20 protein-coding genes are annotated in these 20,993 nt (G+C 71.5%); 12 read left to right on the top strand and 8 right to left on the bottom strand.

Annotated features, from left to right (window positions below; genetic code table 11):
* Window positions 1-3: 3 nt before the first annotated feature.
* On the bottom strand, window positions 4-771 hold the full coding sequence (gene map, locus ACFFQA_RS08815; RefSeq protein ID WP_377851200.1) for a type I methionyl aminopeptidase: 768 nt from the start codon (window positions 769-771) through the stop codon (window positions 4-6).
* Window positions 772-820: 49 nt separating this feature from the next.
* Here map and ACFFQA_RS08820 point away from each other — a divergent pair, with 49 nt between their 5' ends.
* The gene (locus tag ACFFQA_RS08820; RefSeq protein WP_377851201.1) at window positions 821-1,102 is read left to right on the top strand and encodes a helix-turn-helix domain-containing protein; all 282 of its coding nucleotides are present in this window, start codon (window positions 821-823) and stop codon (window positions 1,100-1,102) included.
* A gap of 427 nt (window positions 1,103-1,529) precedes the next feature.
* A complete protein-coding gene (gene cspE / locus ACFFQA_RS08825) occupies window positions 1,530-1,736 on the top strand; it encodes a transcription antiterminator/RNA stability regulator CspE (RefSeq protein WP_086824783.1) in 207 nt (68 codons plus the stop codon).
* Window positions 1,737-1,825: 89 nt separating this feature from the next.
* Here the strand turns inward: cspE and ACFFQA_RS08830 are convergent, their stop codons facing one another.
* Genes ACFFQA_RS08830 through ACFFQA_RS08840 form a run of 3 tightly spaced genes read right to left on the bottom strand, consistent with a single transcriptional unit; the run spans window position 1,826 to window position 4,793 of the window.
* Entirely contained in the window at window positions 1,826-3,058 is a 1,233-nt protein-coding gene (locus ACFFQA_RS08830) for an acyl-CoA dehydrogenase family protein (protein WP_377851202.1), read from the bottom strand.
* On the bottom strand, window positions 3,059-4,090 hold the full coding sequence (locus tag ACFFQA_RS08835; protein WP_377851203.1) for a phosphotransferase family protein: 1,032 nt from the start codon (window positions 4,088-4,090) through the stop codon (window positions 3,059-3,061).
* A 34-nt stretch (window positions 4,091-4,124) separates the two neighbouring features.
* The gene (locus ACFFQA_RS08840; RefSeq protein WP_377851204.1) at window positions 4,125-4,793 is read right to left on the bottom strand and encodes an HAD family hydrolase; all 669 of its coding nucleotides are present in this window, start codon (window positions 4,791-4,793) and stop codon (window positions 4,125-4,127) included.
* A 343-nt stretch (window positions 4,794-5,136) separates the two neighbouring features.
* Between ACFFQA_RS08840 and ACFFQA_RS08845 the strand changes: the two genes are divergently transcribed.
* Together ACFFQA_RS08845 and ACFFQA_RS08850 are read left to right on the top strand one after the other, a co-directional pair.
* Window positions 5,137-6,075, top strand: coding sequence for a glycoside hydrolase family 16 protein (locus tag ACFFQA_RS08845; RefSeq protein WP_377851205.1), 939 nt, complete (start codon window positions 5,137-5,139; stop codon window positions 6,073-6,075).
* 124 nt (window positions 6,076-6,199) lie between these two features.
* Complete coding sequence (locus tag ACFFQA_RS08850) at window positions 6,200-7,420, top strand: PP2C family protein-serine/threonine phosphatase (RefSeq protein WP_377851206.1); 1,221 nt, start codon at window positions 6,200-6,202, stop codon at window positions 7,418-7,420.
* A 141-nt stretch (window positions 7,421-7,561) separates the two neighbouring features.
* Here the strand turns inward: ACFFQA_RS08850 and ACFFQA_RS08855 are convergent, their stop codons facing one another.
* Window positions 7,562-9,862, bottom strand: a complete 2,301-nt coding sequence (locus tag ACFFQA_RS08855; protein WP_377851207.1) for an ATP-binding protein — start codon at window positions 9,860-9,862, stop codon at window positions 7,562-7,564.
* Between the two features lie 224 nt (window positions 9,863-10,086).
* Between ACFFQA_RS08855 and ACFFQA_RS08860 the strand changes: the two genes are divergently transcribed.
* From ACFFQA_RS08860 to ACFFQA_RS08880, 5 genes are all read left to right on the top strand, one after another.
* The gene (locus tag ACFFQA_RS08860) at window positions 10,087-11,523 is read left to right on the top strand and encodes an FAD-binding protein (RefSeq protein ID WP_377851208.1); all 1,437 of its coding nucleotides are present in this window, start codon (window positions 10,087-10,089) and stop codon (window positions 11,521-11,523) included.
* A gap of 112 nt (window positions 11,524-11,635) precedes the next feature.
* Entirely contained in the window at window positions 11,636-11,977 is a 342-nt protein-coding gene (locus ACFFQA_RS08865) for a hypothetical protein (protein ID WP_377851209.1), read from the top strand.
* A gap of 731 nt (window positions 11,978-12,708) precedes the next feature.
* On the top strand, window positions 12,709-13,314 hold the full coding sequence (locus tag ACFFQA_RS08870; RefSeq protein WP_377851210.1) for a TetR/AcrR family transcriptional regulator: 606 nt from the start codon (window positions 12,709-12,711) through the stop codon (window positions 13,312-13,314).
* Between the two features lie 46 nt (window positions 13,315-13,360).
* Window positions 13,361-14,524, top strand: coding sequence for a winged helix DNA-binding domain-containing protein (locus tag ACFFQA_RS08875; RefSeq protein WP_377851211.1), 1,164 nt, complete (start codon window positions 13,361-13,363; stop codon window positions 14,522-14,524).
* 214 nt (window positions 14,525-14,738) lie between these two features.
* A complete protein-coding gene (locus tag ACFFQA_RS08880) occupies window positions 14,739-15,482 on the top strand; it encodes a hypothetical protein (protein WP_377851212.1) in 744 nt (247 codons plus the stop codon).
* Here ACFFQA_RS08880 and ACFFQA_RS08885 read toward each other — a convergent pair.
* Together ACFFQA_RS08885 and ACFFQA_RS08890 are read right to left on the bottom strand one after the other, a co-directional pair.
* Entirely contained in the window at window positions 15,471-15,842 is a 372-nt protein-coding gene (locus ACFFQA_RS08885; RefSeq protein ID WP_377851213.1) for a DUF6542 domain-containing protein, read from the bottom strand. The genes ACFFQA_RS08880 and ACFFQA_RS08885 overlap by 12 nt on opposite strands.
* Window positions 15,832-16,953: an LCP family protein gene (locus ACFFQA_RS08890; protein WP_377851214.1), complete on the bottom strand. Its 1,122-nt coding sequence runs from the start codon at window positions 16,951-16,953 to the stop codon at window positions 15,832-15,834. The genes ACFFQA_RS08885 and ACFFQA_RS08890 overlap by 11 nt, the downstream gene beginning before the upstream one ends.
* A 200-nt stretch (window positions 16,954-17,153) precedes the next feature.
* Here ACFFQA_RS08890 and ACFFQA_RS08895 point away from each other — a divergent pair, with 200 nt between their 5' ends.
* The 3 genes from ACFFQA_RS08895 (at window position 17,154) to ACFFQA_RS08905 (ending at window position 19,730) form a co-directional block, all read left to right on the top strand.
* Window positions 17,154-17,708: a hypothetical protein gene (locus tag ACFFQA_RS08895; RefSeq protein WP_377851215.1), complete on the top strand. Its 555-nt coding sequence runs from the start codon at window positions 17,154-17,156 to the stop codon at window positions 17,706-17,708.
* A 112-nt stretch (window positions 17,709-17,820) separates the two neighbouring features.
* Window positions 17,821-18,498 carry a two-component system response regulator CseB gene (gene cseB / locus ACFFQA_RS08900; RefSeq protein WP_377851216.1) on the top strand — a complete coding sequence of 226 codons (678 nt, stop codon included), beginning with the start codon at window positions 17,821-17,823 and terminating at the stop codon, window positions 18,496-18,498.
* On the top strand, window positions 18,495-19,730 hold the full coding sequence (locus tag ACFFQA_RS08905; protein ID WP_377851217.1) for a sensor histidine kinase: 1,236 nt from the start codon (window positions 18,495-18,497) through the stop codon (window positions 19,728-19,730). Before cseB ends, ACFFQA_RS08905 begins: the two co-directional genes overlap by 4 nt.
* Before the next feature lie 3 nt (window positions 19,731-19,733).
* Here ACFFQA_RS08905 and ACFFQA_RS08910 read toward each other — a convergent pair whose 3' ends face one another.
* On the bottom strand, window positions 19,734-20,696 hold the full coding sequence (locus ACFFQA_RS08910) for an ankyrin repeat domain-containing protein (RefSeq protein WP_377851219.1): 963 nt from the start codon (window positions 20,694-20,696) through the stop codon (window positions 19,734-19,736).
* Window positions 20,697-20,993 lie beyond the last annotated feature (297 nt).

Below are 20,993 nucleotides of genomic sequence, written 5' to 3' on the forward strand. Positions count from 1 at the left end.
GGGCTACGGGAGGGTGAGGACGACGGGGCCGTCCTCGGTGACGGCCACCGTGTGTTCAACGTGGGCCGCTCGCGTGCCGTCCACAGTGCGCAGCGTCCAGCCGTCGGCGTCCGTGATGTAGGAGTCCTTGCCGCCACGGGTGAGCATCGGCTCGATCGCCAGGGTCAGGCCGGGCCGGAGGCGCATCCCGCGGCCCGCGCGCCCCTCGTTGGCGACGTGGGGGTCCTCGTGCATCGTGCGGCCGATGCCGTGGCCGCCGTAGCCTTCCATGATCCCGTACCTCGCCTCGCGGGCGACCACTCCGATGGCGTTGGCGATGTCGCCGAGCCGGTTGCCCGGTTGCGCGGCCGCGATGCCCGCCCGCAACGCCCGGGTCGTGGTGTCGATCAGTTCCAGGTCCGCTGGGTCGGCCGCGCCCACGACGAAGCTGACCGCCGCGTCTCCGGACCAGCCGTCGAGCACCGCCGCCGAGTCGATGCTGACCAGGTCGCCGTCGGCCACGCGGTAGTCGTTGGGCACGCCGTGCACGATCGCGTCGTTCACGCTCGTGCAGATCGTGCCGGGGAACGGGCTCGGCGCGAAGCTCGGGTGGTAGTGCAGGAACGCCGGTTTGGCGCCCGCGTCGGCGATGACCGCCGCCGCCACCTCGTCCAGCTCCAGCAGGGAGACACCGGGGCGGGCGGCCGCGCGGACCGCGGCGAGGGTGTTGGCGACCACCCTGCCCGCCTCGCGCATCGCCTCGATCTCGGTGGGGGTCTTCAGCTCGATCACGGTTCACCTCGTTCTACCGGGATAACTATACCGGTATTACTATCACAGCATGGTGCGAGTGCCGTTGAGCGAGTCCGAACGGGAGCGCGGGGCGCGGCTGGGCCGGGCGCTGAGGGAGGCCCGGGCCGGGCGCAGCATGGTCGAGATCGCGCTGCGCGCCGGGATCTCCACCGAGACCCTGCGCAAGATCGAGACCGGCCGGATCCCCACCCCGGCCTTCTTCACCGTCGCGGCGCTCGCCGAGGCGCTGGGCCTGTCGCTGGACGCCCTGCTGCGCCGGGCCGACGCCGTCGGCACCGATCCGGACCTGCCGATGGCCGCATCATCCTGAGAGCACGAGCGGCGTGACTTTTTCATCACAAGAGCATCACGACGGGCGGGAACCGCCAAGTGGGGTCACACTGTTCCGACAGGCGTCCCACGTCCTGGATGCGGCCGTCCGGGTGATGATCGTTACTGGCGCTGGGGGCGGTTATCGCCTGCGGGACAGGCGAATGGCCCAGCTCACCGGCCTTTTCGGACGGTGGGAACGGAACCGGCGTAACAATGCTCTCCGGGTTTCCGTCAGGAAGCGGTGGCTCATGAGCCGACTTCGTGATTGACTCTGCGCGGTCGTCAGTTTCGTGTGGTTCAAGCTCGCGGAACGGAACATGCGGGCGTTGTTTTCTCCAGGTTATGCCGGAGAAGTCGCGTGCAGTACCGACCAGGGGATCGCGACCGCGACCCCCTACCCCGGCACCTGTCGAGGAGATCAGTAAATGGCAACGCAGGGCACCGTGAAGTGGTTCAACTCCGAGAAGGGCTTCGGCTTCATCACCCCGGACAACGGCGGCGCTGACGTCTTCGTCCACTACTCGGAGATCCAGACCAGCGGCTACCGCAGCCTGGAGGAGAACCAGCGGGTCGAGTTCGAGATCGGCCAGGGCCAGAAGGGCCCGCAGGCCCAGCAGGTTCGCCCGCTGTAAGCGGTTCGATCCGAACGAGGCATCGAGCTTCACCGAACGGCCCCCCGGCTCCACTGGAACCGGGGGGCCGTTTCCGTTTCCGGCCCGCCTCACCCCTCGGCGGCGAGCTCCTCGCGGTAGGGCTTGAGCTCCCGCCGGGCCAGCGACATCCGGTGCACCTCGTCCGGGCCGTCGGCGAAGCGCAGCAGCCGGGCCTGCACCCACAGCTGCGCCAGCGGGAAGTCCTGGCTGATCCCGCCGCCGCCGTGCGCCTGGATCGCCTTGTCGATCACCCACTCCGCCATCAGCGGCGTACCGATCTTGATCGCCTGGATCTCGGTGTGCGCGCCCCGGTTGCCGACGGTGTCCATCAGCCACGCGGTCTTGAGCACCAGCAGCCGGGCCTGCTCGATGCGCACCCTGGACTCGGCGATCCACTCGTGGACCACGCCCTGGTCGGCGAGCGGCTTGCCGAAGGCCACCCGGCGCACGGCGCGGCGGCACAGCAGCTCCAGCGCCCGCTCGGCCATGCCGATCAGCCGCATGCAGTGATGGATGCGCCCCGGACCGAGCCGGGCCTGGGCGATGGCGAAGCCCTTGCCCTCTCCCCCGACCACGTTCTCCACCGGCACCCGCACGTCGCGGAACTCGATCTCCGCGTGACCGCCGTGCGCGGAGTCGGTGTAGCCGAAGACGGTCATGCCGCGCTTGACGTGCACGCCGGGGGTGTCGCGCGGCACGAGCACCATGCTCTGCCGCTGGTGCCGGTCGGCGTCTGGGTCGGTCTGCCCCATCACGATGAAGATCGCGCAGTTCGGGTTCATCGCGCCCGAGGACCACCACTTGCGGCCGTTGATCACGTAGTGGTCGCCGTCGCGCTCGATGCGGGTGGCGATGTTGCTGGCGTCGGAGGAGGCGACGTCCGGCTCGGTCATGCAGAACGCCGAGCGGATCTCGCCCTCCAGCAGAGGCTTGAGCCAGCGGTCCCGCTGCTCCTCGGTGCCGAACTCGGCGAGCAGCTCCATGTTGCCGGTGTCCGGGGCCGCGCAGTTGAGCGCCTCGGGGGCGATGGCGGGGCTGCGGCCGGTGATCTCGGCCAGCGGCGCGTACTGGAGGTTGGTCAGGCCCGCGCCGTAGCGGGAGTCGGGCAGGAACAGGTTCCACAGCCCGGCCTTGCGCGCCTCTGCCTTGAGCCCGGCCAGCACGGGCGGGGCCTGCCAGCTGCCGGGCGCGGCCTCCAGCTGCTCGTGGTGCACGGCCTCGGCCGGGTAGACGTGGGCGTCCATGAACTCGGTGAGCCGGGCCTGGTAGGACCGGGTGAGCTCGTCGGTGGCGAAGTCCATCTACAGTTCCCCCTCCAGTGCGGCGATGCCGCCCTTGGCCAGCGGTCCGACCATCCGTCCCAGCAGCTCGAACCCGGCGCCGACGGTCTTGCCCTGGGTGTGCCGGTAGTGGATGCCCTCGATGATCACGCCGAGCTTGAAGTGCCCGAAGGCGACGTACCAGGACAGCCTGCCCAGGTCCACGTCGCTGCGCTCGGCGTAGCGGGCGACCAGCTCGGCCGCGGAGCGGAACCCGGGCATGCCGCTGACGTCGTCGGCGATGGCGTCGCCGATCCCGGCGAGGCGCTCCCAGTAGACGACCAGCAGGCCGAGGTCGGCCAGCGGGTCGCCGAGGGTGGCCATCTCCCAGTCGAGCACCGCGCCGATCCGGAGCGGGTCGGTCGCCACCAGGACGTTGTCCAGCCGGTAGTCCCCGTGCACGATCGCGGGCCGTCCGCTGTCGGGCACGTCGGCGCCCAGGCGCTCGCTGAGCGCGTCCAGCTCCGGGACGGGCCGGCTGCGAGAGGCGTCGAGCTGCTTGCGCCAGCGGGAGAGCTGGCGGGCCATGAAGCCCTCCGGGCGGCCGAAGTCGCCGAGGCCCACCGACTCCGGATCGACCGCGTGCAGGTCGGCCAGCACGTCGATGAGCTGGTTCGACAGCTCCCGCGCACCGTTCTCGCCCAGTCCTGCCGCGTGCTCGCGCCGCCGGATCACGGTGCCCGCCGCGCGCTCCATCAGGTAGAACGGCGCGCCGAGCACGTCCGGGTCGGTGCACAGCAGCTCCGCGTGCGGCACCGGCACCGGCGTCGCGCCGAGCGCGGAGATCACCCGGAACTCCCTGGCCATGTCGTGCGCGGTGGCCAGGACGTGGCCCAGCGGCGGACGGCGCAGCACCCACTCGGTCCCGGCCGCGTCGGTGACCAGGTAGGTCAGGTTCGACCGGCCGCCCGCGATCAGCTCGGCCGTCAGCGGAGCGGTGATCAGCCCCGGTCGTTCGCGCCGGAGGTGGGACTCGGCCGCGGCCAGGTCGAGCCCTGGCAGGTCGGTGCTCATGGCGCCTCCGCTGGGGAAGGTACGTCGGCGGTGCTCAAGGGGCTCCCTCTCGCAGGTAGGTGATCAGTGCCGGGACGAGGTCGGCGACGGCGGGCACGGTGGCGGCGGGATCGGTGTGCAGTAGCGCGCGCATCCCCGCGTTGACCGCCCCGTCCACGTTGGGCTGCGCGTCGTCGAGGAACAGGCACTGCTCCGGGGGCAGCCCCAGGCGGTCGGCGGTGAGCCGGTAGATGCGCTCCTCCGGCTTGCGCATGCCGACCTCGCCGCTGATCACCACGACGTCGCAGAGCGGGGCGAGCACGTCCATCGGGTAGCTGTTCCCCCAGCTGTTGGACAGCAGCGCGGTGCGCATCCCGGCGGCGCGGGCGGCGCGCACCAGGTCGAGCATGGTGGGCTCCGGCCGGACGGTGCCGAAGGCCCGGTCCAGCAGGCCCTCCACCACGATCTCTCGACCGTCCACAGTGGTCAGCCGGTCGGCGAGCAGCCGGTTGAACTCCGCGACGTCCAGCTCTCCTCGCTCCAGCAGGTGCACCGGCGAGTCGGGCGGCGCGGACCGGCCGAGCCAGTCCCGCAGCACCTCGGCGTAGCCGACGGGCTCGATGCCGTCGGCGGCGAGCCAGGTCGCGAAGGACGGGCCGAGCGGGGTGGTCAGCACCCCGCCGTAGTCGACAACGAGCGCGCGCACAGTGTCCTCGACCGCCATTCCCGCGACATTACCGGCCGGTAGGCCAGGCGGGTAAGCACCTGAGGGCGGCCGTTGCTGATCACGCACACCGGCCACCCGGGATCACCGACGTGCTGGCGGCGGCCCACCACGACGACCCGCTGCTGAGCTGGGCCATGCCCGTACCGAGGACGAACGCACCGGCGAGGTGTTCGCGGGCTGCCGCAGCACGTCGAGGACTCCCACCGCGAAGCGATTCTGGTCCACCGGGGCTTCGACCGCGAGATCCCGACGCTCCCCACCACCCGGCCGACACCGGAACCTGTCTGATCCTGTCCGGCCCGGCTCCTTGCCCCACCCGGTTCAAGTATGGGAACTTTCCTTGTACGCCGCCGAATTCGTCGCCGCCACCGACGAAAGGCACGCACCGATGGCGTTCCCGCCTCGCCGCCTCGCCCTGCTCCCGGCCGCGCTGCTGCTCACCGCCACCGTGACCACCGCCCCGGCGGTCGCCGCCCCCGGCCAGGTCCTCTTCGACGACTTCAGCTACTCCAGCTCCACCGACCCCCTGGTCCTCCAGCGCGGCTGGCGCGTCCGCGACTACCAGGGCGGCCCCGGCGTGCCAGGCGCGGTGTGGTCGCCGGGCCAGATCACCTTCCCCGGCTCCGGCGCGGAGAAGGTGATGCGCCTGAGCGGCGTGACCGACGGCAGCGCCGCGGGCACCCGGCAGGCGGAGATCTCGCACCAGCGCAAGTTCTTCGAGGGCACCTACTCGGCGCGCGTCCGGTTCAGCGACCGGCCGACCTCGGGCCCCGACGGCGACCAGCTCGTGCAGACCTTCTTCACCATCACGCCGCTGGCCTTCCCGCGCGACCCCGACTACAGCGAGCAGGACTTCGAGTACCTGCCCAACGGCGGGTGGGGCACCACCGGGCCGAACATGTTCTGCACCAGCTACGAGACCTATCAGGCCGACCCGTGGTGGGTGGACAGCGAGTCCGAGCACGAGGCGACCGGCCTCGACGGCTGGCACGTGCTGACGTTGCAGGTCATGAACGGCACCATGCGGTACTTCGTGGACGACCGGCTCGTCGTCGAGCACGGCGGGCGACTCTACCCCGAGACCCCACAGATGATCAACTTCAGTCAGTGGTTCATCGGGGGCGGCCTGGTCGGCGGCTCCACCACGCGCGGCTACGAGATGGACGTGGACTGGGTCTACTACGCCGACGACGAGCGGCTGTCCCCCACCCAGGTCCGGGATCGCGTTGTCGCGCAACGGAATTCTGGACAGTCCTTTGTGGACACGGTGCCGATGTAGGGCCTCCCGATCTGGCACCGGCCACGGGAGTCGCGTCTTTCCGTTGGACGCCCCGAGGTTCCGCGGGCCAGGAGGAGTCGTTGACCGATGTCAGGACATTGACTACGGCCTACCCTGTCTTGCCATGAACCAGGATGCCGACTGGTACTCGGTCCTCAGTGAGATCATCGATGCCTCGCACCTGGCCACCGCGGACGAACTCGTCAGCATCCTGGGCTCGACGTGCGCGCGGGTAGACATCCGCCCTCGCCTCTACCTGGCCGACATCGCACAGCGCGCACTGCACTCCGTGGATGTGACGCACGATGAGGTGCTGGACGTGGACGCCACCGTTGCCGGACGGGCGTTCCGGCTGACCGAGATCCTCACCGGGCACGATGCCCACGGTGCCCCGCTGCTGTGGGTACCGGTCCTCGACGGCACCGAACGACTCGGCGTGGTCGCCATCGGACTCCCCACCGACGCGGACCTGGACGACTCGCGGCTGCGCGAGCGGTGCTGGACGCTTGCCGGGCTGGTCGGGCACCTGGTCGTGGCGAAGCTCCCGTACAGCGACCTGTTCCACCGGGTCCGCCGCACGGAACCGCTGACAGTGGCGAGCGAACTGCTCTGGCAACTGCTGCCGCCGCAGACCTTCGCCTGCCGGGACCTGGTCATCTGCGCCACCATGGAGCCCTTCAACCAGGTCGGCGGTGACGGCTTCGACTACGCCGTTGACGACACGGACGCCTACCTGGCGGTGTTCGACTCCACCGGACACGACCTGTGTGCCGGGCTCATCACCACCTCCGTCCTGGCCGCCACGCGCAACGCTCGCCGCAGCGGCGCCGACCTGCCCGCGATCGCCGAGGCGGCGGACACCGTGCTGAGCCGGGACCATCCCACCGAAGGCTTCGCGACGGCGGTGCTGGCCACTCTCGACCTGAGCACCGGGACCTTGCGCTACCTCCTCGCCGGGCACCCGCCACCCGTGCTGCTGCGCGGCGGCAGCGTGGTCAAGACGCTCGGCGTCGCCCCACGACTGCCGCTGGGCCTGCGCCACCTGCGTCCGAGCATCGGCGACCGCGGCCTGGGGGTGGAGTACCTCGAACCCGGCGACCGGTTGCTGCTGCACACCGACGGTGTCACCGAGGCCCGTGACCCCGAGGGGAAGGAGTTCGGCATCGACCGGCTCGTCGATCTCACCGAACGCCACGAAGCCGCCGGGCTGTCCGCCCCGGAAACCCTGCGCCGCATCACCCACGCCGTCCTCGACCACCAGAAGGGCCGGCTTCAGGACGACGCCACGCTCATGCTCGTCGAATGGTCGACGACCGCGGCGAACTCGCTCCTGCCCCACACCTGACCCGCCCTCCTCCTCATCCCGCGTTTTGTAGGCTTAATGCGAAATGAGAGCGCTCTTTCGCGCATTAAGCCTACAAAACGCGAGAACCCCGACCACGCCAGCCAGCCCACGGCGGGCCGGTGGTCGTGGTCGCGGCGAGTCCTATGTGGACGGCTCGTCTCCGGAGCGGCCGAGGTACCACGCGGTGAGCTGCGCGCGGTTGACGAGGTGGAGCTTGCCGAAGATCCGGCCGACGTGGGTCTCCACGGTCCGCTTCGACACGTGCAGCTCCTCCGCGATCTGCCCGTTGCTGAGCCCGTTGGCGACCAGCGCCGCCACCTTGCGCTCCGCCGTCGTCAGCTCCGACGCGGTGGTCGGCGGTGCGGTCGCCGCGCGGGCGCTGACGGGCCGCAGTGCCAGCTCGTAGACCTCCTCGGTGGTCAGCTCCGTTCCGTCGGTGTACGCGGCGCGGAAGGCCGCCTCGCCGATCGCCGCGACGATCCGCCGCTCCGCCAGCTCGCGCTGCCGCTGGAAGGGCACGAGACCGCCGAGCCCGACGCCGTGCCGCTCCTGGAGGCCCACGCAGGCGCCGAGCAGCCGCGCCGCGTCCTCGGGCTGGCCGATCCGGGACCGCCACCACGCGCCCGCCTCGACCGTCCACGTGGTGCCCCACCGGTCGCCCATCGCGATCTGGGCGGGAAGGCACTCTTGCAGCACGTAGTTCGGCGCGGTGAGCGCGGGTAGGCCCTGGGTCCACAGCGCCCACGTGCGGGCCCAGGGCGCGCCACTGCGCTCGGCGTCCTCGAAGCAGTCCGCCGAGGTCTCGTCGGCGACGTCGGCGGGCCCGAGCAGACCGGCGCCAACGGCGAGGAGCAGCGCGGCCATCTGGCCGTCACCACGCGCGCCGAGCGCCCGGAAGCCGTCGCGGGCCTGGCGCAGCAGGGGCAGCCCGGCGGTGTCGCCGAGGCTCATCACGAGGTGACTGCCCTCCACGAACAGCAGCGGCGGAGCGGACTCCGCGCCGAGTTCCACGGCGAGCGCCCGGCACAGGTCGAGATGGGGCGTGGCCCGGTCCTTGTCGCCGATCGCGATCAGGGTGAAGCCGAGCGCGGCGTGCGCGGCCATCCGGGTCGGCGTCGGCTCGGGCGGCTCGTCCCCGGCCAAGGGCAGCGCGAGCAGGTCGCCGAGCCACGCGGAGGTGGTGTTCTGCAACGCGGTGAAGAACTGCACCCGGGTCCGCAGCACGTCGGTCACGATCGCCAGACCGGCCTCCACCGCCGCCGCGGTCCTCGTGGCGGCGCACCAGCCGACGGCGGAGCGGATGTTGGGCACCTCGCGGTGGATGCGCGCCAGCCACACCAGCTCGTCCGGCCCGAACCACTCGTCGGCGGCGGTCGCGACCAGCCCTCGCACCCAGTGGCAGTGCCGCTCGCGCAGCTCGTCGGTCTCGCCGAAGGCGTCGAGGTGGCGCAGCCCGTACTCGCGCAGCGGCTGGAGCTGGTGGTAGCGGCCGTCCCCGGTGACCACGACGACGGAGTGCCTGACCAGGTCAGCCAGCAGCGAGAGCACGTCACCGCTGCCTCCTCCGCCTCCGCAGACCTCCTCGGCGGCTTCCAGGTCGAAGCCGCCGGAGAACACCGCCAGCCGTGCCCACAGCAGGCGCTGCTCGGGAGTGCACAGGTCCCAGGAGATGTCGAGTGCCTTGGTGAGGGCGCGGTGGTGCGGCTGCGCGCGCCGCGCGGTCGTGGTCAGCAGCCGCCCACCGTCCAGCCGTTGCAGCGTCTTCTCCGGCCCGAGCACGCCCATCTGCGCCGCGATCAGCTCGATCACCAGCGGCAGCCCGCCGGACCACCGCGCCAGCTCGACGACGGCCTCCCACGCGGCGGTGCCCTCGGGGACCGCGGGGAAACCGGCGTCACCGGCGCGCTCCAGCAGCAGCGACAGCGCCTGGCTGCTGCGAGCCTCCTCCGGTGAGGCGCCCGCTTCGGGGATCGTCACCGGCGGCACGGCGACCACGCGCTCCGGCGGCAGGTCGAGCCGGTGCCGGGTCGTCGTGACCACGCTCAGCCCCGGCGCCTCGGTCAGCAGGGCGATCACCACGTCGGCGACCGGGTCCAGGAGGTGCTCGGCGTTGTCCAGCACCAGCAGCACCCGCAGACCCCGGAGGTGTTCCAGCAGCACCTCCACCGGGTGGCGCTGCGACTGGTGGTCGGTGACGCCCAGCGCGGCCACGATCGACTGCCCGACGGCGGTGACCGCGTCCTCGCTCGGGCCGAGGTCGGCAAGGTGCACGACCGCGGCCAGGTCGAAGTCGCCCGCCACCTTCCTGAGCAGCGCCAGCGCGAGCCTGGTCTTGCCGACCCCGCCCGCTCCTGACAGGCTCGTCAACCTCGCGCCCGCGCGCACCGAAGCCGCCAGCGAGCCCAGCAGCTCGTCCCTGCCGACCAGACTGGTCAGCCCCACCCCAGCTAGTTCCACGTCCGCCCCGTCATGCCGTCGATGCCCGCAGTCTCCACCCGCACGGGCACGTCAGGCCAGCCGGGTCGGACCGCACGTACGTGTGCTCCTCGCACGAAGGACCGAACACGTACGTGCGGCCGGGGCCGAGCATGTGGCGTACACGGATGTGCACGCAGCGTGTTCACGGCATCGTTCACCTCGAAGCCGAGGCGACATCCGGAGATCCAATGACGCAGCAGCCCCTGTTCTGGGACCCCACTTCCCGCGACTGGACGACCGAGTCCGGGAGCGCCACAGTCGCGCTGCCCAAGGTCGACGGGGAGTACCAATTCGACGGCGATGCCCTGACAGAGGCTTCGCGCGATCTCGGCCGGATCGTCACCCGCCGCCCCGCCGCGGTGCTGCGGCCCCGCAACGCCGAGGACGTCGCGAAGGTCATCAGGTTCTGCCACGACCACCAGATCCCGGTCGCTCCCCAGGGCACCGGTCACATGACGCAGGGCCAGCGGCTGGTCGAAGGCGGGATCGCCATCGACGTGACCGTGCTGAACGCCGTGCACGAGCTCGGCCCGACCAAGGCCGAGGTCGACGGCGGAGTGCTCTGGTCGGACCTGGTCTCCGCGCTGGCCGGGAACGGGACGCGCTTCACGGGCGGGCTGACCGGCTACCTCCCCATCACGGTCGGCGGGACCCTCAGCGCGGGCGGCATCGGCCCCGGCTACCGCTACGGCGCGCAGGTCGACTCCGTCTCCCGCGTCCAGGTCGTCACCGGCCGCGGCGACATCGAGTGGGCCTCCGAGACCGAGCTCCCCGACCTCTTCGACGCGGTGCTCGGCGGGATCGGCCAGGTCGGCGTGATCACCAGGGCCGAGCTGAACGTCGCGCCGTTGCCCACCTCCGTGCGCTCCTGGGTGCTCCCCTACGTCGAGCCCGCCGCGGCGTTCCGCGCCATGCGGGAGGTGGTCGCCCGAGGCCAGGTGGACGAGATCTACTGCATCATCGCGCCCCCCGGCGCGGTCGCCCCGGTCCCGACGTTCCTGGTGCACCTCGCACACTACGACCACGGGACCGGCGTGCCGGAGGGCCTGCTCGACGGCCTCGACCCGCAGGGGCCGGTGCAGGAGGAGCGGCTGGACTACGTCGCCCAGGTCTCGAAGTACTCGGCGGTCATGGACCAGTGGCGCACCGAGGACTGGGACGAGCGGCACAAGCCGTGGTTCGACGTCTTCCTCGCTGACGAGCACATCGAGGACTTCGCCGCCGAGACGTTCGGCCTGATGACCGAGGACGACTGGTCGCTACCGCACGGGAGGGGCTTCGTGCTGGTGTTCCCGCACCGGGCAGGGTCCTTCCGCAGGCCGCGCCTGCGGATGCCCGCGCAGGAGCCGGACGGCCTGGTGTGGCTGTTCGACGTGCTCAACGCCTCGCCGATCGACCCCGCCCCCGACTTCGTCGAGAAGATGCTGGAGCGCAACAAGGTCTGGATGGAGAAGGTGCGCAGCCTGGGCGGCAAGACCTACCCCATCGGTGGCCAGCGGTACGGCCCGGACGAGTGGCGCGAGCACTACGGCGACACCTGGGACGACGTCGTGCGCGCCAAGAAGCTCTACGACCCCGCCCGCATCCTCACGCCCGGCCCCGGCATCAACGCCGCCGTGCCGTAGCGGGCACCACCGACCAACCCCGGACCGCGCACGGGGTATCCGGTCACCCCGACGGCGTCGATTCCCCCAGACTCGACGCCGCCGGGGCGGCCACACCGAACGGAGCACGACGATGCAGGACGCCGCTGTGTGGACGATTCTCCCGCTGATCGCTGTCGCGACCGCCGCAGGAACGGGAGCTGTGGTCGACCGGAGCGGAGGCGGCCGCGCACCCCGCCAGGTGCCGCCGCCCCGCCGTGACGCGTCGCCCGTCGTGTACGCCAACCCGATCACCTGCGGCAGGGACCGCTGCGAGCACCAGGTCAGCGACACCGCGTTCCACAAGGGGCAGGCGAGCGGCAACTACACCGCGCTGTGCGGGCACGTCGTCGAACCGCTGCCGATGGCGGAACCGTCCGGACCGCCCTGCCGCGCATGCCTCGCCGCGTCCCGTCGGGTGACGGCAGTGACATGACCGGAAGGCCGCGTTCCTGATCCTCGTCGAGGTGCGGAACCGTGCAAGGCCGGTTCTGCACAACCCTTCCCGCAACGCCCGAAAAACCGATCGGTGGTTGACGGCGCATGCGAGCGAAGGACATAGGCAATCGCCTCCGTGCTGCTGGCGACCGGAACGGCCCTGGCCCCGGCAGGCAGCGCCTCGGCGCCCCCAGCGGCGAGGCGGGGCCCGCGAGCTGCTGGAACAAGGACGTCGGTTCGGCCGTCTGCAACCACGACGCGTGACAGCCACCTGAAATAGGACGCCCCGGTGTTCGCGGCACCTCCCCCATTACCGCTGGAGTACCGGGGCGTCCTCCCGCCACGGGCGACGGCGGCGCCAGAGGGCCCGGGGAAGCGGCTAAGCCGTGTCCTGTAAGTCATCGCAGCCATAGCACGATCGCGGCGATGGTGAGCCCGGCCTGGCAGTGGGCGGCGCGCTCGGCGTAGCGGGTCGCGAGGTCTCGGAACTGCTTGAGCCGGTTGAAGCACCGTTCGACCCTGGGACGGGGTACACGGTGACGTCCTCGGCAGAGCCGCTCTCCCCCGGATCTCGCTAGCCGTGACCGTGGATGCCGGGCGAAACGCCGAACCGGCTGCCCGGAATGATCCACCTGGTCATGTTGCGGGCGCGTGTCGCGAAACCGTGACCATGCGACTGCATTATTATCATCGCCGACGGAACCCCGGCCCGGAAGCATGGTGGCAGACGTGCCCAAGCAGGTTGATCACGAGCAGCGTCGGCGGCACATCGCCGAGGCCGTGCTGCGGATCACCAGCAGGGACGGCCTGGAGGCGGTCAGCCTGCGCGATGTGGCGCGCGAGGCCGGGGTGTCCATGGGCTCGGTCCAGCACTACTTCAAGACCAAGGACGACATGCTCGTCTTCGCGCTGGAGCGGGTCGTGGAGAGCGCGCGCGAGCGCATCCGGGCCAGGCTGGAGCCGTTGCTGCCGCCGAGCTCGATCCGGGGGCTGTTCCGGGCGATCATGGTGGCCGGGCTGCCGATGGACCCGGAGAGCATCGAGGAGGCGCGGATCATCATCGCCTTCGACTCCCGCTCGCACGTCTCCCCCCGGCTGGCCGAGATCACCCAGCGGATCTACACCGAGGCGCTGGAGTCGCTGACCGAGCAGTTCCAGGGCATCCAGGAGATGGGTGGCTTCGCCGCCGACCGCGACCCGGCGCTGGAGGCGGGCACCTTCCTCGCGGTGGCGGACGGGCTGCGCGCGGCGGTGGTGCTCGGTTCGCTCACCCAGGAGGCCGCGGCGCGGATCGCCGAGTACCACGTGGACACCCTCTTCGGGCCGGCTGAGTGACGCGTTTGTGCAAGCGCTGAGCTGGCGTGGCGCCGAAGATTGACCCGTGACGAGAAAGATCACCGCCCAGCAGCGTCGCGCGCGGATCGGCGCCCGGCACCTCCTCGCCCCGTCGCGGCGGGCCGGCACCGTCAGCGAGGCGGCCGACTCCGTGGTGGCACTGCACGCGACCGACCCGGCGACGGTGTTCCTCTCCGCGTGGGCCCGGATGAGCTCCGCGGATCTCGGCGCGATGACCGAGGAGCTGTTCGATGAGCGCATGGAGCGGCTGTTGTGCATGCGCCGCACCATGTTCGTCGTCTCCTCGGCGGTCGCGCCCGCCGTGTGGTCGTCGACGGCGAGGACGATCGCGGCGAAGCAGCACGCCCTGCTGCTGAAGTACCTCGACGAGGGCGGCGGCTGGGACGAGAAGTGGTTGGCGCAGGCGCACGAAGCCGCCTTGGCCGTGCTCCGCGAGCGGGGCGAGGCGACGGCGGCGGAGCTGTCCTCGGAGGTCCCGCAACTCCGCGAGAAGGTGGTCGTCGCGGCCGGAAAGCCTTATGAGTCAACACAAACCGTGTGCTCGCGGGTGCTGCGCGGCTTGTCGGTCGACGGGCTGATCCGGCGGACCGCGCCGCGCGGGTCGTGGACCAGCAACCAGTTCGGCTGGGCGCTGGCGACGCCCGTCCAGGAGCCGCCCGCCGCCGAGGCCAAGGCGGAGCTGGTGCGCCGATGGCTGGAGCGGTTCGGCCCCGGCACGGTGGAAGACATCACCTGGTGGACCGGTTGGGGGCTCCGGGACACGCGCACAGCGCTGGCGGCGACCGGCGCGGAGGTCGTCGCGCTCGATGAGGGCGAGGGCTACGCCCTGCCCGACTGCTCGGAGCCCGAGGAAACCGAGGCCTGGGTGGCGTTGCTGCCCGCATTGGACCCGACGCCAATGGGGTGGAAGCACCGCGACTGGTATTTGCCTGACGCGTACCGGGCCGCGCTGTTCGACACCTCCGGCAACGTGGGGCCGACCGTGTGGCGCGACGGCGAGGTGATCGGCGGCTGGGCGCAGCTCAAGGACGGCACGATCGGCGTCCGGCTGTTCGGGAAGCAGCCGCGCGCGGTGGTGCGGGCGGTCGACGCGAAGGCGGAGCTGCTGCGCGCGTGGATCGGGGATGTCCGCTTCGTTCCGCGTTTCCGCACACCGCTGGAACGCGAAATTACGTCCGACGGTAGGTAGTGCCACCGATTCTTCGAAACTCTTCTTTGCAACCGGGTCACACAACCCCAACGATATGCGCATGAAGAACGACGACAGCCGTTTCGTGGGGGTGCTCGGGGCGCCCGCGCGAGTCCAGCTGTTCTTGCTGGTCGCAGGGGTGATCGCGGGTTGGGCGTTGACCGGGGAAATGTCCTCGGCGTTCCCTCGGGGAACGCGAATGGATTACACGGTAATGCCTCTGACCAGCAATCCGGTCGTCGACGCGGTGTTGGGCTTCGGTGCTGTGCTGTTCATCTCGGCGGTGCTGTTCGAGGTGGTGCGCACGCGGGAGCTGGACCGGCGCTGGTACGCGGTGCTGTTCGTCGCGCTGGCGATCGGCGGCTACCTCGGCCACGCCGCACGCGTCCTCACCACGGGCGGGACCGGGGTGAACATCGGCGCGATCTTCGCGGTCTTCGTCGAGCTGCCGGTGATCGTGGTCGTGTCGGCGGTGCTGGCGTGGCGGACCTGGCGGCTGGCCCGCGTCCCCGAGGCGGGCGTCGACCGCCATCCCGCGCGGGCGCCGCTGTGGTCGCAGCTGCGGTTGTCGGTCTCCGGCGCTTTCGCGGCCTGGTGGCTGGTGGGCGACCTCAGCTCCGCGACGCCGCCTGGCACCCGGCTGGACCACCCGGTGCAGCCGCTGCCGATCGTGTCGATGAGCCCGGCGATCGACGTGCTGCTCGGCAGCGTGGCGCTGGCCCTGGCCTCGGCGACGCTGCTCGTCACCGCGACGACCCCGGCCCGAGGCCGCTGGCTGGGCCAGTTCCTCGGCGCGCTCGCGCTCGGCGCGGTGCTCGGCTTCTTCTGCCGCGTCCTCACCGCGGGCGGGATCGGCGCGAACACCGGCGCCGGGCTGGTCCTGCCGTACGGGCTGCCGCTGGTGGCCCTCGCCGCGCTGGCGCTGGGGTGGCGGACCACCCGCCTGCTACGCGTCTGAGCCGGTCCGGGCCACGGTCGTCCTGCGGTGCAGGGCCGCCCGGACCAGCGCGATCACGATCACCAGCGCGGTGGTGGCGCCCAGGATCGGGAAGACCGACGCGAACACCGACGCCGAGCGCAGGAAGGAGCCGCCGGACAACGCCGCCCCGCCCAGCACGGCGACCGCCACCAGCGGTGGCTGGACCGCCGCGGTGAACAGGGCGGTGCGGTCGGCGATCAGGACCGCGACCACGCAGCCTCCCGCGAGGGCGAACGGGAAGTAGGTGTCGCCGAGGGCGAGGCCCGCCGCGGCGACCGCGACTCCGGCCAGCGCGACCGCCCACCACGGCAGGCCCCGGCGGGGACGCTCAGTTGACACAGTGGACTCCGTTCGCGGTGATCGGCTGCTGCGGTGGTTCGGCCGCCCCGAGGCCCTGGCGCATCTGGACCGGCGGCGGCGGGGTGGCGCTGAGCAGGTCGTTGATGAACGCCTTGACCTGCTTCGGGTTGACCTCGACCGCGGTGCCGTCGGCCGGGGTGGCCAGGTCCGGGCGGATGGTCGGGATGGTGTGGAACTCGATGCGGCCACCGGTGAGGCCCTGCACCTGCTCGGCGAGGCTGAGCAGGTCCCAGTTCTGGTCGAGCACCACGGAGGTCTTGACCGCGTCGAGCAACCCGGCGACCTTGCCGGGGTCGGTCAGCGTACCCGCGGACAGCACCCGCCCGGCGAGCCCCGCCAGGAAAGCCTGCTGCCTGCGCACCCGGTCCAGGTCGCCCTTGGGCAGGCCGTGCCGCTGGCGCACGAACTTCAACGCGTCCGCGCCCTGGAGCACCTGCTCGCCCTGGGGGAAGTCCGCGCCGGAGTAGCTGTCCTTGACCGCCTTGTTCAGGCAGACCGGGACACCGCCGACGGCCTTGGTGATCTGGCTGAAGGCGTACATGTTGATCTCGGCGTAGTGGTCGACGCGCAGGCCGGTCAGGTTGGACACGGTCTCGATCAGGTTCCTGCGGCCCGCCGTCGCGCTGCCCTGGGCGTTCTTCGCCCTGGCGTATGCCGAGTTGAGCTTGTGCTTGCCGTAGCCGCCCGCGATGTCGACGTAGGAGTCCCTGGGCAGTGATACGGCGAAGGCCTTCTTCGTCGGGTCGGCGGGCACGTGCACCAGCATCATCGTGTCGGTGTTCTGCTGCCCGTCGGCCTCACCCGCCTGGAGCTCGTCGAGCACCTCCCTCGGCAGCGGCCGTCCCTGCGCGTCGGTGCGGCTGTCCACTCCGACCAGCAGGAACGTGGTCGCGGTCGCGGGCGCCTTGCCGGTGCTCTGCGTGGTGGCGGGGGCGGCGATCACGTCGTCCGTGGTCACCGCTACGGTGACGCTGCGGTACGCGGTCCAGCCCAGGGCGCTCACCCCGAGTGCCGCCGCCGACACCAGGGCGACGCCCGCCTTGCCCATCCCGGACAGCACGCGACGCCGCTTCCCGTGTCCCTGCTCCATCGTCGTCCCCTCGGATCGGTGTCGAGCCGCACAACGGCGGGCAGCGGACCTGACTCGCCTTCGACGGTATGGACGTTTTGCCACCGCCTTCCGTCGGTCGTGTAACAGTCACCCCGCGCCTACCCCTCGGCTGGGTAACAGCGCAGCTCCGAGGCGCGTTGTGGTGAGGCGGACCACTCCGGAGGGGTCAGAATGGCGGGGTGCGGACCGCGATGAGAGCGCTCGGCTGCGCGGCGCTTGCCCTGGCCGCGGTGGGCTGCGCCACCCAGGGCGGGGTGCGGGTGGAGGGCAAGGCCAGCGAGGCGGAGCGGCCGGTGACGACCACGGTCAGCGGCCAGCCGGTCACCGTGGACGCGGTCGCCCTGCTGCGCGGGGACGCCAAGGTCGGCGAGAAGATCAAACTCATGCTGACGACGTGTGAGAACGGCCGGTACCCGGTGGACACCCGCTACGTCGACGTGACCGGTGACGGCGCCGCCGAGGTCGTGGTCAACGTCGCGGACTGCCGCGGCGTCGCCTACGCCGGCTACGGGTACAACCGCGCGGGCTACGTCTACGAGCTGCGGCCGGGCCAGCCGCCCGCGCAGATCTTCGGGATCGAGGAGTCCGGGGTGCTGGTGCAGCCCGACCCCGGTTCCGGCGTGGTCCTGGTGCGCAGCCGCTACCGCGCGGGTGACCGCTCGTGCTGCCCGAGTGGTGAGGAGACGACCGTGTACGCGTGGACCGGGACGGGTTTCGCGAAGGCGGGCAGATGACCAGCGCCGACGTGCTTTTCTCCGCGGAGGCGCCATCGATCAGCGCCGACGTGCTCTTCACCGCGGAGGCGCCATCGACCAGCGCCGACGTGCTCTTCACCGCGGAGGCGCCATGAACGCCGTGCACGTGCTGCTGGTCGAGGACGACGACGTGATCCGCGAGACGACCCAGCTGACCCTGGAGCGCGACGGGTTCCGGGTGACCGTGGCCGCCGACGGGATCGCGGGCCTCGCGGCCTTCCGCACCGAGCGACCGGACGTGGCGCTGCTGGACATCATGCTGCCCGGCATCAACGGGGTGAGCTTGTGCAGGCAGATCCGCGACGAGGGCCCGACTCCGGTGATCATGCTCTCCGCGCGCGCCGACCCGGTGGACGTGGTGCTCGGCCTGGAGGCGGGCGCCGACGACTACGTGACCAAGCCCTTCGACAGCACGGTCCTGGTCGCCAGGATCAGGGCGGTGGTGCGCCGCATGGGCCGGGTCGCGCAGCCCTCGGCGAGGCCGCTGTCCTTCGGTGACCTGGAGATCGAGAAGGACGGCCTTGAGGTCCGGCGCGGCGGGCGGCGGCTGGAGCTGACCCCGACCGAGCTGCGGCTGCTGCTGTGCTTCGCCGAGTCCCCCGGCAACGTGCTGACCAGGGAGATCCTGCTGGAACAGGTGTGGGACTACCAGTGGGGTGGCGACTCCCGGGTGGTCGACGTGCACGTGCAGCGGCTGCGGGCGAAGATCGGCCAGGACCGGATCGAGACGGTCAGGGGCTTCGGCTACAAGCTCAAGAGCACCCCGTGAGGCTGTTCCCCACCACCCTGCGCTGGCGGTTGAGCGCGGTGATCGCCGTGGTCAGCGCCCTGGTCGCGATCGCGCTGAGCGTGCTGGTGCGCACGGAGTTCCTCAGCATGCAGCTGGAGGACGCGCGCGGGTTGCAGGACGAGCGGATCCAGCTGGTGCTGCGCGACTACGCCAGGACCGGGCAGGCGGTGCTGGGCAGCACCCTCGACTCCCCCGACGTGCCCGCGGAGCTGCTGCGGGCGGTGCGCGGCGGTCACCGCGCCACCTACCTGGAGCGCACTCCGCACGGAGCGGTGATCTGGGCGGCGGCGGAGATCGACGGCAAGGTGCTCTCGCTGCGCAGCTCCTACCAGGACCGGGACGCGGCGCTGGCGGACCTGGACGAGGTCCTGCTGATCAGTTCGGCAGCGGTGGTGGGCGTGGGCACGCTGCTGGGAGTGGTGCTCGGCGCGCGGCTGTCCCGCAGGCTGCGGCTGGCGGCGGTCGCCGCCCGGCACGTGGCCGACGGTGATCCGGGCACCCGGGTGCACGACGCGATCGGCGACCGGCCGAAGGACGAGACCAGCGACCTGGCCCGCGCGGTGGACGCGATGGCCGACGCGTTGCAGGAGCGGCTCGTCGCCGAGCGGCGGGTGACCGCCGACATCGCCCACGAGCTGCGGACCCCGGTGACGGGCCTGGTCACGGCGGCGGAGCTGCTGCCGCCGAGCCGTCCGGCGGAGCTGGTGCGGGACCGGGTGCGGGTGCTGCGCGGCCTGGTCGAGGACATCCTCGAAGTGGCTCGGCTGGACACCGCGACCGAGCGGGCGGAGCTGACCGAGCTGGTGCTGGGCGAGTTCGTCCGCCGCCGGGTCGCGGCGATCCTGCCGGAGGCCGAGGTGCGGGTGGCCGGCCAGGAGCCGGTGCGCACCGACCCGCGCAGGTTGGAGCGGGTGCTGGTGAACCTGCTGCTCAACGCCCGCAAGCACGGTGAACCGCCGGTGCTGGTGGAGGTCGACGGAGCGGTGCTGCGGGTGCGCGACCACGGTCCGGGCTTCTCGGCGGAGCTGCTGCGCGAGGGACCGAGCCGGTTCCGGACGGGCTCCAGCGACCGCGGTGGCGGTCACGGTCTCGGCTTGACGATCGCGGTGGCGCAGGCGCGGGTGCTCGGTGGGGAGCTGCGCTTCGCCAACGCCCCGGAGGACGACAACGGCGGCGGTGCGCTGGTCACCTTGGAGCTCCCGCGTTCCTGACGGTCAGTACACGTAGTCGCGGTGAGGCAGGCGGAGCCAGAGATCGGCCGGGCCGGTGACCGCGCGCGGGTCGGTGAGCTTCAGGCCCACGTAGGCGCAGCTGTAGGCGACGGCGTCCTCTGGGTAGAGGTAGGAGAACAGGACCTCCTTGGCCGAGTCGTCCTCCCACGCCTCGCCCGCTGGGGACAGTCCCCATCTCTCGGCGACGCCGTCGCGGGTGAGGCTGCCCTGGCTGCCGCTCTTGGGGTTCTCGTAGAGCCCGAAGCACACGGTGCCCTTCGACAGGCGTTCGACGACACCGGTTGCGGCCGGGGCGAAGCCCCAGGGCTGGGTCACGACGCAGCCGCCGGGCACCGTGGTCGCACCGATGATCATCAGGCTCTCGTCGAGGTCCATGGCGAAGTCCGCGGCGGCGTCCACCAGCGAGGCGTCCTCCAGTGGCAGGGCCTCCAGCCGCCTCGCGGCCTCGGCCGCGTCGATCCCGACGACGCACGCCAGGCCCGTGCCCTCGGTCCAGAGCTGGCCGAGAGCCTCGGTCAGCCGTGGTGCCTCCGCCGCGTCGGCGGCCTCCTCCGGTGACAGTCCGACGCCCTCCGGCGGCGTGCCGAACAACGACGGTTCCGGCCCGGCCAGGCTGAGCCGTCCCGGAGACCAGCTGGACATCATCGGCAGCCACGGGTCCGCACCCGCGTCGACCAGGGCTCGGGCGTTGTCGTGGTTGTTGGTGTGGACAGCGCGCCAGAGCGCGGTGCGGCCCTCGGACATGGCGTCGACGTCATCGACCCGCCGCGCCAGTTCGGCGACGACCTCGGGCGAACCGCACGCGGCCGCCGCGTGGAGCGGGTGTTCGTACACCACCTGTCCGGAGTTCGGGTCCGCGCCCGCGTCGAGCCTGGCGCGCACGAGGTCGAAGTCCTTCCACGAGGCCCAGCCCACTCCTGACCACCCGGCGTTCCGGTCGTCCACCGCGCTTCCCCTCCACCGTCCGAAGCGGGCGATCTTGCCCGGAGCGCGCGAGGGCGGCAAGACCGGCTCATCAACCAATCTGAGGTGGTCCTGCCGGTGCCGCACATCGGATGAGCCCAGGAGGACCAACGTCGGTGAACCGCGTTCGGACAGCTCGGGCGGCACCTCGATGATCCATTCGCGGGATCTTGCGCGCGAACCCGACAGAACTCACCGGAGTGGCGCGTATCCCTTCCGACGCCGAGCGACCGGGACCGTGGCGCTCGGCTGCTCACCGGTGCCCCGCAGGGGCACAAG

Source organism: Allokutzneria oryzae (assembly GCF_042429765.1).
GTDB classification, from domain to species: domain Bacteria; phylum Actinomycetota; class Actinomycetes; order Mycobacteriales; family Pseudonocardiaceae; genus Allokutzneria; species Allokutzneria oryzae.

What these genes read in the sequence shown, in the direction of transcription:
- ACFFQA_RS08820 (WP_377851201.1), top strand. Translation starts at nt 821, where the DNA reads ATGGTGCGAGTGCCGTTGAGCGAGTCCGAACGGGAGCGCGGGGCGCGG.
- cspE (WP_086824783.1), top strand. Translation starts at nt 1,530, where the DNA reads ATGGCAACGCAGGGCACCGTGAAGTGGTTCAACTCCGAGAAGGGCTTC.
- ACFFQA_RS08830 (WP_377851202.1), bottom strand. Translation starts at nt 3,058, where the DNA reads ATGGACTTCGCCACCGACGAGCTCACCCGGTCCTACCAGGCCCGGCTC.
- ACFFQA_RS08835 (WP_377851203.1), bottom strand. Translation starts at nt 4,090, where the DNA reads ATGAGCACCGACCTGCCAGGGCTCGACCTGGCCGCGGCCGAGTCCCAC.
- ACFFQA_RS08840 (WP_377851204.1), bottom strand. Translation starts at nt 4,793, where the DNA reads ATGGCGGTCGAGGACACTGTGCGCGCGCTCGTTGTCGACTACGGCGGG.
- ACFFQA_RS08850 (WP_377851206.1), top strand. Translation starts at nt 6,200, where the DNA reads ATGAACCAGGATGCCGACTGGTACTCGGTCCTCAGTGAGATCATCGAT.
- ACFFQA_RS08860 (WP_377851208.1), top strand. Translation starts at nt 10,087, where the DNA reads ATGACGCAGCAGCCCCTGTTCTGGGACCCCACTTCCCGCGACTGGACG.
- ACFFQA_RS08865 (WP_377851209.1), top strand. Translation starts at nt 11,636, where the DNA reads ATGCAGGACGCCGCTGTGTGGACGATTCTCCCGCTGATCGCTGTCGCG.
- ACFFQA_RS08880 (WP_377851212.1), top strand. Translation starts at nt 14,739, where the DNA reads ATGCCTCTGACCAGCAATCCGGTCGTCGACGCGGTGTTGGGCTTCGGT.
- ACFFQA_RS08890 (WP_377851214.1), bottom strand. Translation starts at nt 16,953, where the DNA reads ATGGAGCAGGGACACGGGAAGCGGCGTCGCGTGCTGTCCGGGATGGGC.
- cseB (WP_377851216.1), top strand. Translation starts at nt 17,821, where the DNA reads ATGAACGCCGTGCACGTGCTGCTGGTCGAGGACGACGACGTGATCCGC.